The 12944-nt window shown below is 56.0% G+C and carries 8 protein-coding genes; 5 read left to right on the top strand and 3 right to left on the bottom strand.

All coding sequences use genetic code 11. The features are described 5' to 3' along the window. Positions 1–31 precede the first annotated feature (31 nt). Entirely contained in the window at positions 32–2059 is a 2028-nt protein-coding gene (gene ispG / locus ACYVHB_RS23715) for a (E)-4-hydroxy-3-methylbut-2-enyl-diphosphate synthase (RefSeq protein WP_461054293.1), read from the bottom strand. Positions 2060–2312: 253 nt separating this feature from the next. Here ispG and ACYVHB_RS23710 point away from each other — a divergent pair, with 253 nt between their 5' ends. Then, positions 2313–2603 carry a hypothetical protein gene (locus tag ACYVHB_RS23710; protein ID WP_461054292.1) on the top strand — a complete coding sequence of 97 codons (291 nt, stop codon included), beginning with the start codon at positions 2313–2315 and terminating at the stop codon, positions 2601–2603. A gap of 15 nt (positions 2604–2618) precedes the next feature. Here the strand turns inward: ACYVHB_RS23710 and ACYVHB_RS23705 are convergent, their stop codons facing one another. Then, positions 2619–4385 carry an ABC transporter ATP-binding protein gene (locus tag ACYVHB_RS23705; protein ID WP_461054291.1) on the bottom strand — a complete coding sequence of 589 codons (1767 nt, stop codon included), beginning with the start codon at positions 4383–4385 and terminating at the stop codon, positions 2619–2621. Between the two features lie 235 nt (positions 4386–4620). Between ACYVHB_RS23705 and ACYVHB_RS23700 the strand changes: the two genes are divergently transcribed. Both ACYVHB_RS23700 and ACYVHB_RS23695 read left to right on the top strand, forming a co-directional pair. Further along, positions 4621–6174, top strand: coding sequence for a DEAD/DEAH box helicase (locus tag ACYVHB_RS23700; protein WP_461054421.1), 1554 nt, complete (start codon positions 4621–4623; stop codon positions 6172–6174). A 91-nt stretch (positions 6175–6265) separates the two neighbouring features. Beyond that, entirely contained in the window at positions 6266–7372 is a 1107-nt protein-coding gene (locus tag ACYVHB_RS23695; protein ID WP_461054290.1) for a Gfo/Idh/MocA family protein, read from the top strand. A gap of 144 nt (positions 7373–7516) precedes the next feature. Here the strand turns inward: ACYVHB_RS23695 and ACYVHB_RS23690 are convergent, their stop codons facing one another. Then, entirely contained in the window at positions 7517–8257 is a 741-nt protein-coding gene (locus tag ACYVHB_RS23690) for a hypothetical protein (RefSeq protein ID WP_461054289.1), read from the bottom strand. Positions 8258–8419: 162 nt separating this feature from the next. On the opposite strand from ACYVHB_RS23690, the gene ACYVHB_RS23685 reads away from it, so the two are divergent. Next, entirely contained in the window at positions 8420–11500 is a 3081-nt protein-coding gene (locus ACYVHB_RS23685) for an amidohydrolase family protein (protein WP_461054288.1), read from the top strand. Between the two features lie 6 nt (positions 11501–11506). Continuing rightward, positions 11507–12808: an amidohydrolase family protein gene (locus ACYVHB_RS23680; RefSeq protein WP_461054287.1), complete on the top strand. Its 1302-nt coding sequence runs from the start codon at positions 11507–11509 to the stop codon at positions 12806–12808. Positions 12809–12944: the final 136 nt, after the last annotated feature.

Genomic DNA, 12944 nt, shown 5'->3' with positions numbered 1-12944 from the left:
GATTAATCAACAAATTTTACGCCCTGTTCAGTCAAAATGTTTCGACTTTTTCCGGTTCAATCCACCGGCTGTCTTCCCGAATCAGATTAATTAGTTCATCAACGGCGCGGTCGGCAGGAACTGACTTCTTAATGACCTGCTGACCACGGTACAGTGCTATCTTGTCGCGCCCAATGCCAACGTAACCATAGTCAGCGTCGGCCATCTCGCCGGGTCCGTTTACGATGCAGCCCATAATGCCAATTTTGACGCCTTTGAGGTGATCCGTCCGCTGGCGAATGTGGGCCGTCGTCTCCTGTAGATCAAAAAGCGTACGGCCACACGACGGGCAGGAGATGTACTCGGTTTTGGTGATACGGGTTCGGGCCGCCTGCAAAATGCCAAACGCCAAACCGTTCAGCCGCTTCAGATCGTCGGGTGTCGACGCGGCATCTGCTGATAGCATAATACCGTCGCCCAGCCCGTCGATCAATAAGCCACCCACGTCGGTAGCGGCATACAGCGGTACGTCTTCAGTCGCTATCCCGCCACTGCGGGACAGACTGTCTGGGTAGCCGCGCTGCATCACCACTGGCACGGTTAAGGTTGAATTTATCAGTTCAACAAACAACCGACGCAGTTCAGGCATGGCGTGGGCGTTGTCGGTTGAAACAAGCAGCACCACCGTCCGGTCGTTGCGCAGGCGGTTGATTAGTGAAGGTGACAGATCCGATAGGGTAAGCCGGACAAAATTCAGCCGGGTACTGCGCGGATGTTGGGTCACGTACTCGGCTGCGGTCATCGCCGGAAAGGTGTTGGCCTGATCCGGGGCTGTTGACCAAACCGACCAGTCCATAATCTCCTTCAGGCCGTTGGGCAGCATAAACTGCGCTGGGTGCGACCCCGTGTAGATGTAATCGGCGCCGAGGTCGTTCATGCGCCACTTGTCGGGCACGGGCAAATAAAAATGGCCGATGGGCGGCAACACGTCGTTGTTCGTGACGGGTACGTGACTAAAATCGGCGATAACGCGCGGCACGTTCTGACCGCCGAAATTAAGGACTTCATGCGTTGCCCGACGCACGTACTTAAACGGGTCGATGGGGTACGTCGTTACGGTTGGGATGGGTTTGCTTTCAGCCGCCCGATTCGTGTAGCGGTCGATGAGGGCGCTGGCCACGGGGGCTTCGCGCTCCGGCTCTTCGGTGAGCGACACGCGGACGGTATCGCCAATGCCATCTTCGAGCAGCGTACCAATGCCCAGTGCCGATTTGATGCGGCCGTCTTCGGCTTCGCCCGCTTCCGTCACGCCGAGGTGCAGCGGATACGGTTTCAAGCCTTCCTGATCCAGTCGTTGTACAAGCAGCCGGTAGGCCTGCACCATCACCTGTGGGTTGCTCGACTTCATCGACAGCGTGATGTTGTAATAGTTCTCATCTTCGCAGATCCGTAGAAACTCCAGCGCCGATTCCACCATTCCAACGGGTGTGTCGCCATAACGGCTCAGAATCCGGTCCGACAGCGACCCATGGTTGGTGCCGATGCGCATGGCCGTGCCGTACTCTTTGCAGATGCGAATCAACGGCAGAAACTTGGCGCGAATCCGCTCCAGTTCAGCCGCGTAGGCCGCATCGCTGTAGTCGATGTACTCGAAGCGTTTGCGGTCAGCGTAATTGCCGGGGTTGATGCGGACTTTTTCGACGATGCGGGCCGCGAGTTCGGCCGCGTTGGGCGTGAAGTGAATATCGGCTACGAGGGGCGTGGTGTAGCCCCGCGCCCGCAATTCCTTCCTGATGTTTTCTAAATTCTGCGCTTCTTTCACGCTCGGTGCCGTGATGCGAACGTACTCGCAACCGGCCTCGATCATGCGGATGCTCTGCTCCACCGAACCCAGCGTATCCATGGTGTCGATGGTGGTCATTGACTGCACCCGAATTGGGTAGTCGGACCCCATCGGTACGTCACCGATGGTAACCGTAACCGTTTTCCGGCGGATGTACTCTGTTAGCGATGGTGTGTACAGCACCCTTGGATTGGGGGATGTGATGGTGGTAGACGGGGAGAGCAGCGAATCAGTCATACAAAGGTCGGCGGGGCCGTTTCACGGGGACGATTGTCACAGCAAAGGTACGGAAAAAGCGATTCTGCGTCCGGCCACCCCCATACCCGGAAAACGTTGGGGCTTCGGGAAGGGTTCGGTTCTGAGCGGGGAACCGCGCACCACCAAGATACCTTAACCGTCTGCATTGAAAAAGCCCAAAAGCTGAATCATAAACGACGTGTTGTGTCGTTCATACGGTTGCAACCTCATAATCATAATGCCCAAAATAGCCATGAGAACGAATGTATTGAGTGCTTTGTCTTTTTGCTTGTTGCTCTCTGTCAGCGCCTATGCGCAGCACAGCACCACTACTACGGAGCAGGAAGCGCGTCGGCAGGCCCGTACCCAGAAAATTGAGAAGTCGAAAACTGAACTGAAAGAGATCGGACAGGATGTGAAGGAAAAAGCCAAAGTCGTTGGTGAAGTGGTCAGCACCGAAGCCCAGAAAGCGGCCGAGGCCATCGAGCGGAAAGCGGAAGAACGAAAAACCAAACGCGGCACCGCCCGTCGGGATACACTATGAGTGACCAATGATACATCACACGGCAGCATCGACCACATCTGTCTTGCGTTCGCCGATCTGTTGCCGCCACATCGCGTAGTACAAGCCTCTCTGCGCGACTAATGCTTCGTGGTTGCCGGTTTCGACAATCTTGCCCCGTTCGAGCACAAAGATGGTATTAGCGTGCAGAATGGTGGACAGTCGGTGCGCTATCAAAATCGTGATCTGCTCGTTCAGGGCCGATACGCTCCGTACCGTGTCCGTGATTTCTTCCTCCGTCAACGAATCCAGCGCCGAGGTCGCTTCGTCAAAAATCAGCAGACGCGGATGCCGCACCAGGGCGCGGGCAATGGACAGACGTTGCTTTTCGCCCCCCGACATTTTCACCCCGCCTTCGCCGATGGGCGTGTCGAGACCCTTTTCAGAGCGGGCCAGCAGGTGGTCGCAGGCGGCTTTGTCTAAAGCATCGAGCATCTCGGCCTCAGTCGCGTCGGGTTTAGCGAAGAGCAGATTTTCCCGGATCGTCCCGGCGAACAGGTGCGTATCCTGCGTGACAAACCCAATTTGCCGACGCATGGGGTTGAACCTCAGGTCTTTGGTGGAAATGTCGTTGTAATAGATTTCGCCACCTACGGGCCGGTACAGCCCGACCAGCAGCTTCACCATCGTGGATTTGCCCGAACCCGACGGCCCCACAAAGGCAATGGTGTCGCCCAGCGCAGCCTCGAACGATACCCCATCAATGGCGTTCTGACCGGCTCCTTTGTGGCGAAACACCACGTCGGCGAAGCGCAGATTCTCAATAGGACCCACCTCCACCGCTGATTCCGGGTTGCGTTCAATGGGTTTTTCCATCAACTGCGCAAAGCTGCTCAGACCCGCTTCGGCTTCGCGATACGCCAGAATAATGTTGCCCAATTCCTGCAACGGGTTGAAGATGGCGACTGAAATGAACTGCATCGAAATCAACTCGCCGGTGCTGAGCACGTTGCGGAAAATCAGCCACAGCAGCGTAAACAGCACCGATTGCTTGAGAACGTTCAGCGTGGTGCTTTGCCAGAACGACAGCAGCCGTACCCGCCGGACCTTGAACATCTCCAGTTCAAAGATGCGTCCCGTCTGGGCTTTCAATCGGCGGATTTCGGAAAACGTCAGGCCCAGGCTTTTCACCAGTTCAATGTTGCGGAGCGACTCTGTAATGACGCCTGACAGCAGGGCGGTTTCGCGGTTGATAGACCGTTGAGTGGTTTTGATCTGCTTGCTAAGCAGACCCGTCAGCCCACCCAGCAGTAATACGCCGATCAGAAATACCGGTACCAGCGCCCAGTGTTTAGTAACAGCGTACCAGATTAGAAAGCCCATGCCCACCACCGATGAGAAGAGGACATTGACGAACGAATTAATGAACTTCTCGGTGTCGGTACGGACTTTCTGAAGAATCGACAGCGTGGCACCGCTACTTTGATCGCCAAACTCCTGGTACGATAGCCGTAACGTTTGCGTCAGGCCATCGTTGAAAATGTCGGTGCCAAACTTCTGGACCACCAACCGCGTCATGTACTCCTGAAACGCTTTGGTGATATTCGACAAAATAGCCACACCAATTGCTAATGCCAGCAGCCACAATACGCCGTTGATTTTCTCGGACTCGGTTTTCCGGCCGGGGTTGGTGGCGTATTCGTCAATGAGTTTGCCGAAGATGATCGGATCGACCAGTGCCAGAATTTGGGCAACGCCAGCCAGTAGTAGGGCCAGCGCGGCTAACCAGCGGTACGGATACAGGTATTTCCAGATGACAGGCATGGGTGGGAAGGGATTTAATAGTAAACCCGTGGTGGAAAAGAGTGTTTCTGGGGCAGCTAACGCATCTGAGATTTGCCCGTTTTTTTGTATATTTGTTTCCAAACAATCGGATCGCCGTAGCGACGGTCTGCTGGCCGGGAAATTAAGGTCAGCGTTTCTTCACTCTCTTTAAGCTGTTACCTTGACATTTTCCGAATTTAACCTCCACGACGACCTGCTGGCCGGCGTGGACGCCATGAATTACCTGAAGGCTACGCCTGTTCAGGAAATGGCCATCCCCAAAATACTCGCCGGTCGCGACCTCATCGCCAGTGCGCAGACCGGCACCGGCAAAACAGCCGCCTACCTCATTCCCCTGCTTGACAAAATCTCCCACGCCGACCACGACCACACCAGTACGCTCGTTCTGGTGCCAACGCGTGAATTAGCCAAACAGATTGATGAGCAGGTTGAAGGCTTCGGCTACTTTGTGCAGGCCAACAGCATCGCCATCTACGGCGGGGGCAAAGGCGATGACTGGGACAAGCAGCGCAAGGCGCTCGAAACCGGGGCCGACATCATCATCGCAACGCCCGGACGACTGATGGCCCACATGCAGTTAGGCTACGTCAACTTCGACAAAATCGACTACCTCGTGCTTGACGAAGCCGATAAGATGCTCGACATGGGCTTCTCGGACGACATTATGTACATCGTCGAGAAAATTCCCGTCAAGCGGCAGACGCTGCTGTTTTCGGCGACGATGCCCAACAAAATCCGGGAGTTTGCCAAGCGTATTCTGACCGACCCGGAAGAGATTCGGCTGGCGGTGTCTAAACCAGCCGCCGGGATCGACCAGCAGTTTTATTTGGCCTACGATAGCCAGAAACTACCCCTGCTGGCTCATTTGATTCAAAATAGCACCACGCCGGTGCAGAGCATGGTGCTGTTCACCTCGCGCAAATCCGAAGTAAATGGCATCGTGCGGGCCTTGAGCAAATTAAATTACGAAGCCCGTGGCATCAGTTCCGACCTGGAGCAGGACGACCGTGAGGTGGTGCTGCGCGATTTCAAAAACAAAGCCTTCCCGATTCTGGTGGCCACCGACGTGCTCTCGCGCGGCATCGACATCGACAACCTGACGCACGTTGTCAACTACGACATTCCGCGCGACGCCGAGGATTACGTGCACCGGATTGGCCGTACCGCGCGGGCTGCCACCACGGGTACATCCATCACGTTTATCAGCGATCAGGACCAGAATCGTATCGTCAATATCGAAAAACTCATCGAGCGCGAGATCGACAAACGATCCGTGACGGAGGACCTGGGCATGGGTAAGTCGCCCGTGTTCGATCCAAAACGATTTAGTGGTTTGCGCGGCAAAGGTGGACCGGGTGCCGGTCGGGGAGGACGCGACGGCGGCAACGGCCGGGGCCGCTCCGATGGCCGGTCTGCGGGATCGGGCCCCCGTGGCGACGGTCGCGGGCGCGATGGACAGCGCAATGAATCCCGTCGAAACGATAGTCCCCAAACCCCCGGAGTCGACCCACGCCGTTCCGAAAATGGGGCTGCACCAACGGGCGACCGGCCCAACGGTCGTGTCCACGCTGAGCGTCGCTCCCGCCCGGAAGGTGTTGCACCGACGATTGAGTCAACGGCTACTGGCATCGCCAGTCCACCCCATCCGATCAATGCGGATGGATCAGTGGCGGACAAGCCCAAACGCCGGAAAAAGCGTCGGCGTGGCCCCAAAGACGGAGGCCGCGAAGCCGGGCAAAATCAGCCAGTAGCGCCTGTCGGCGAGTAGACATACGAAGGCATTTACCGGCCAGCACAAAAGCGATTTTGTGCTGGCTTTTTTGTGTTTATTTGTCAACGTACGAATCGCCTAAGAGCTCATGTCTGTTCTCATCACGCGCCGAATGTCGTTACAAACCCTGTCGCTGACCATCGGTGGGTTGCTGGCTCAGCCAGCGCATCTGTTGGCTGGGCAACCCGCTCCCAGGAAATTGGGTGTCGCGCTGGTGGGTTTGGGAAATTATGCTACCGTCCAACTGGCTCCGGCCCTGTTAGAAACGAAGGACTGCTACCTCGCGGGCATCGTGACGGGGTCGCCGGACAAGGCCAAAACGTGGGCTGCGACTTATAATATTCCGGCGAAGAACATCTACAATTACCAGACCTTCGACCAGATTCGGAATAACCCCGACATCGACGTTATTTACGTGGTGCTGCCCAATTTTATGCACGCTGAATATACAATTCGGGCGGCTCAGGCGGGGAAACACGTCATCTGCGAGAAACCGATGGCTATGAACGCAGCCGAAGCCCGGCAGATGATTACGGCCTGCGAAAAAGCGGGTGTGCAATTATCCGTCGGCTACCGGCTCTACTTCGAGCCGCACCACCTGGAGATGCGCCGGTTAGCCGCCGAAAAACAGTTTGGAGCCGTTAAGGTCATTGAATCGGGACTGGGCTTTACCGTGCCGGGACCAAATTCGTGGCGGTTAGACAAGAAAATCGGTGGGGGCGGGGCTATCATGGATTTAGGCGTTTACGCCATTCAGGGTGCCCGGCGAACCATCAACGAAGACCCGATCAGCGTGACGGCGCAGGCATTCACGTTCGACAAAGTGCATTTCAAAGACATTCACGAGACGGTATTCTGGCAGTTTGAATTTCCCGGTGGCACCGTTGCCCATTGCAGCACCACCTATTCATCTTACGTCGACCGGCTCTATGCAACCTGTGAGCGGGGCTGGTTCAAACTCGAACCCTCGTTCAACGCCACCGGTGCGCAGGGCGTTACGAGTCGCGGCCCTATTGAGGTGCCATCGCCCAGGTACCAGCAGATTGCGCAGATAGACGCTTTTGCGCAATCCATTCGGGCGAAAACCGTGCCCATCGCGTCGGGTGAAGAAGGCTGGAAAGACATGAAGCTGATTGGGGCCATTCTGCAAGCTGCCGACACAGGTCGGAAAATCAGCATCGACCTACGGGCGTAGCGTTAGGTGTATTGAGAGATTAGGTTGTGGTCCCCGTCGCTGTGTCCTCACAGCGACATATGCGTCAGCGAGGTCTGCCTGCCGGACAGGTCGCTGTGGGAACACAGCAACGGGGATACAACCTAATCTCTCAATACGCTACGTTTACAATCCGTTATAATACGCTACCACGGCTATCAGACCCGCTCTGCTCTTCAGGTCGGGTTTGTCCTTTTTCAAATAAGCTTCGATCTGATCTCTTCGGTCGCTCATCAGATCGAGCAGGGCTTTTTTGGTGGGCGAAAACTTAGTAGCCTGCCTGTTCTTCGCTACGTACCAATCCGTTTTCTTCACAATCTCGTCGTCTTTGGTACCCACGTTCAGGGCCATGTTGTAATTGGCCCGCCGGACGTAGACCGATGGGTGTTGCAACAGGTCCAGTTTTCCCGTTGCGACCTGTTCAAATAAACCCGACAGCGCATCGGCGTCGCCCCGGTACTCGCGTACATTGATGTACCGGCTGCTGGTGCCGACCCGGTTGTTCATGTCTACGTACCGAACGGTCGACGCTTTAGCCACCCGAATATCCTGGGCACCGGTTCGTACGTCAACTTCGTTCGCCATCAGATCGAGACGGACGGGCACACCCGCCAACGAGTCGGTGGTGGCGTTGAGTTTGCCGTAGAATTTCACGTTGCCCGCCTGCCAGACCGTATCGACATAGACGTTGCCGATGACTTTTCCGGCTGGCCCTTTAAGGCCGAACAACACACCTGAGCCGGGAATGCTCAGGTTGCCGAGGTTGATCCGGTCGCGCGTCGTCTGAGTCATAACTTCTTCCTGCTCCTGCGAACGGGCAACGGTTGTCACGGCAAGAATGAGACTAAAAACAAATAGCAAGCGCATGGTGCAGTGTGCATAAGTAGCTCAAATAAACGATTTTTCTGGTTAGCTAATACGCTCGTCTAACTCGACACGTACAAAATCTTCTTTGGACGAACGACCCGAAGACGCCCTGTTTTACGTATTTTTGGCGGTTAGTACCCAATCATCAATTCTCTATTTTTCATGACAAGACATCTTCTCACGGGGCTGTTTGCTATTAGCCTGACGTATGGGGTTATGGCTCAGGCGACTTTCCCACGCAATGGTGTTTACGACGAGCGGCCGGGGCTATATGCCTTCACAAACGCCACGATCATCGTTGACCCGCAAACCACGCTCCAGAATGCTACCCTGCTTATCCGAAACGGCCGCGTCGATGCCGTTGGTACCGGCGTCAGCTTGCCCGCTGGAACAGTGGTAGCCGATTTGAAGGGCAAACGTATTTATCCGGCTCTGATCGACATCGACTCCGACTACGGGATGCCGGAGGTGAAACGTGCAGCGGGTAGTTTCCGCTCGGCTCCGCAGCTTGAATCGAACAAAAAAGGCGCGTATTACTGGAATCAGGCTGTGCAGCCCGAAAATGATGCCAGTCTGCTGTTCAAAGCCGATGATAAAAAGGCGGATGAACTGCGCAAAATGGGCTTCGGAGCCGTACTGACGCACCCGCACGACGGGGTAGTGCGCGGTACGGGCGCGCTGGTGACTTTGGCCGATGACCGAGAGAATATGGTTGTGCTGAAGCCCAACGCCACGGCGCATTACTCATTCAGCAAGGGCAGTTCGGGGCAGGCGTATCCCAACTCGATGATGGGGTCGGTGGCGCTGCTGCGACAGGCGATGTACGACGCCGACTGGTACAAACGGGCCGGAAACAAAGAACAAGCTAACACCTCGCTCGATGCGCTGAACCGGATTCAGTCGCTGTCCGCCATCTTCGACGCGGGCGATAAACTTGGTATTCTCCGGGCTGACAAGATCGGCGACGAGTTTGGGGTTCAGTACGTGATGCGCAGTTCGGGCGACGAATACCAGCGGATCGACGAGATCAAAGCAACCGGCGCGTCGCTCATTGTTCCGCTCAACTTCCCGCAACCGTACGACGTGGAAGATGCCTGGGATGCCGACAATGTATCAATGGCCGAGTTGAAACACTGGGAAATGGCCCCGATGAATGCGAGTCGGCTGGCGGGCGCGAACATCCCGTTTGCGCTGACGACGGCGGGCCTGAAAAACAAGGCTGATTTCTGGGCGAATCTCCGCAAAGCCATCGAAAACGGCCTGACCGAACAAAAAGCACTGGAAGCGCTGACGACCGCCCCCGCCCGACTGATGCGGGCTGACAATCAGGTGGGTACGTTGCAAAAGGGCCGTGTGGCGAATTTTATTATCACGTCGGGCAATTTGTTCGGAGTCGACAACGTAATTTACGAGAACTGGATTCGTGGTAAGCAGTACATCGTCAACCAAAAAGATGCAGCCGACCTGCGCGGTACGTGGAATCTGACCATCGGCGACCGCACGAATCTGAAACTAAACATCACCGGAAAGTCAGCCGATAAGCCGGAGTACCAGATCGTGGCCGACACGACCAAAATCACGCCGAAAGTGGCGGTTAGCGGTGATCTTGTTTCAATTCAGGTGCAACTCGATAAAAAACAGCCAGCCCAAACAACGCGCTTAACCGGTTACCGGACCAGCCCAACCAACCTCCGGGGTGATGGCGAAACCCCCGACGGCAAGCGCGTAACGTGGTCGGCGGTCCGGGCTACCGATTCACCCGTATCCACGTCGGCCGTATCCACAAGTGCAGTCAGTTCAACAGTAACGAGTTCAACGGGGGTAGCCTCTTTACTAGCCAGTGCCACGGCTGTATTGTATCCTTTTGTGGGCTTAGGTAATGCCCGTAAGCCAGTGCCGCAGACGATGATGATTCGGAACGCGACGGTCTGGACCAACGAGAAAGAAGGCATTCTAACCAACACGGACGTATTTATTACGGGCGGTAAAATCTCAAAAATTGGTAAGAATCTACCCGTTCCGGCGGACATTGCCGTGTTCGATGGTACCGGAAAACACCTCACCAACGGCATCATCGATGAACATTCGCACATTGCGCTGCTGTCGGTTAATGAAGGCTCGCAGTCGAGCACGGCCGAGGTGCGCATGGGCGACGTGGTGGACTCAGAAGATGTCAATATCTACCGGCAGTTGGCGGGGGGCGTCACGACCTCGCAGTTGCTGCACGGCTCGGCTAACGCCATTGGCGGTCAGTCGGCGATCATCAAACTTAAATGGGGCGAGTCGCCGGATGCGCTGCTGATTAAAGGGGCCGATGGCTTCATTAAGTTTGCGCTGGGCGAAAACGTGAAGCAGGCCAACTGGGGCGACGCCAACCGGATTCGGTTTCCGCAGACGCGCATGGGCGTGGAGCAGGTATACATGGATCATTTCATGCGGGCGAAGGAATACGCCAAAACGTGGTCAGCTTACAACGGTTTGAACGCCAAGCAGAAGGCAACCGCCGTGGCCCCGCGCCGGGATATTGAACTCGACGCATTAGCTGAAATTCTGGCGGCCAAACGCTTCATCACCTGCCACTCCTACGTGCAGTCGGAAATCAACATGCTCATGCACGTAGCCGATTCGTTGGGTTTTAAAGTCAACACGTTCACGCACATTCTGGAAGGGTATAAAGTAGCTGATAAGATGGCGAAGCACGGCGCGGGTGGCTCGTCGTTTGCCGACTGGTGGGCCTACAAAATGGAAGTCCACGACGCCATTCCGTACAACGCGGCCCTGATGCACCGTCAGGGCGTGACGGTGTCGATCAACTCCGACGACGCTGAAATGGCCCGCCGACTGAATCAGGAAGCAGCTAAAACTGTTGAATACGGAGCGCTGACCGAAGAAGAAGCCTGGAAGTTGGTGACGCTCAACCCGGCTAAACTGCTACATTTAGACAGTCGGCTGGGTAGCATTCGCGTTGGGAAAGACGCCGATTTGGTGCTTTGGAACACCAGCCCATTAGCTATTTACGCCCGGCCTGAAAAGACGATCATCGACGGAGCTGTTTATTTTGACCTGAGCACCGAAGACCGCAAGCGCGATGCGCTACAGGCTGAACGTGCCCGCCTGATTCAGAAAATGCTGACAGCCAAAGCGGGTGGCTCCCCAACTACCAGACCCGGTTTCCGACGGGCGCGGATGTGGCACTGCGAAGACATTGAAGGCGTAATGGCGGAAGGGGAGGAGCAAAAATAAAACACGATGAAGAAACTACTAACAACCTTACTCACCCTCGCATCGCTTACGGGCGTTGCGCAGAACCCCGCTCCGGCGAAACCGCAGGCCCGCGCTACGGCCCTGATGAACGGCATCATCCACGTTGGTAATGGGCAGGTAATTCCTAATGGCGTTATCATCTTCGAGAACGGCATCATCACGACCGTGGCCGACGCGACAATCGTCCGGCTGGATATGACCAATCTGGAGGTAGTCAATGTAGCAGGCAAGCACGTGTATCCCGGCATCATCTCGCCCGCGTCGACGGTGGGTTTGCAGGAAATTGCGGCCGTCCGGTCGACGGTGGATATGCAGGAAATTGGCATTCTTAACCCCAACGTCCGGGCGCTGATTGCCTACAACACCGACTCCGAAATCATCCCAACCATCCGCAATAACGGTGTGCTGCTGACGCAGGCGACCCCGCAGGGCGGCACCGTGTCGGGGAGTTCGAGCGTGATGATGGCCGACGGCTGGAACTGGGAAGATGCCGTGCTGAAGAAGGACGACGGCATCTGGCTCAACTGGCCCGGCTACTTCGCCCGTGATTTCAATATCGACGATTTCACGGCCACGATTAAGAAAAACGAAAAGCGCACCGAAGCCATCAGCGCGTTGCAGGCCACCTTCGCCGATGCCAAAGCCTACGCAGCCCTGCCCAACCCGGCGCAGATGAATCTCCGGCTCGAATCCATGCGTGGTTTGTTCACGGGCAAGCAGAACCTTTACCTGCGGGCCGACTACGGCAAGGACATCATCGAAGCCGTCACGTTTGCCAAATCGTTCGGTATTCCGAAAGTGGTGATCGTAGGCGGGGAGGAAGCCAACCGCGTCGTCACGTTCCTGAAGGACAACAACGTATCGGTCATTCTGAGCGCGTTGCACCGCTTGCCCAACCGCGAAGACGAGGACGTGGACCTGCCGTACCGGATGCCGGGCATTCTACAAAAAGCGGGCATTCTGGTTGGCTTGAGCTACGCCGATGAGTGGTGGCGGACCCGCAACCTGCCGTTCTTGGCCGGGACAGCCTCCGGTTTCGGCATCAGCGACCGGGAGGAAGCCCTGAAACTAGTAACGTCGAACACCGCCACAATCCTCGGCATCGACGCCCTGGTGGGGACGCTCGAAAAAGGCAAACACGCTACGCTGTTTGTCTCGGCAGGCGACGCCCTCGACATGCGCACGAACGTAGTGGAGCACGTCTTCATCCGGGGCCGCACCGTGGACTTAGACGACCGGCACAAACGGTTGTATAAGACGTACAAGGAAAAGTATCAGCAGAAGTGATTTTGACTTCGTGCATCGTTGTTAGATTGGGAAGTCTGTCGCACATTCACATTTGCAGTGCATAAAACTCATTCTGAGCAAATTCAGCCGGGCTTAGATAGCCCAAAGTTTTGCGAGGTCGTTGATTGAGTTGATC

This window comes from Spirosoma arcticum (assembly GCF_054779955.1).
Note: the sequence above shows the minus strand (reverse complement) of the source record. Positions and strands in the feature narration are given on the sequence as shown.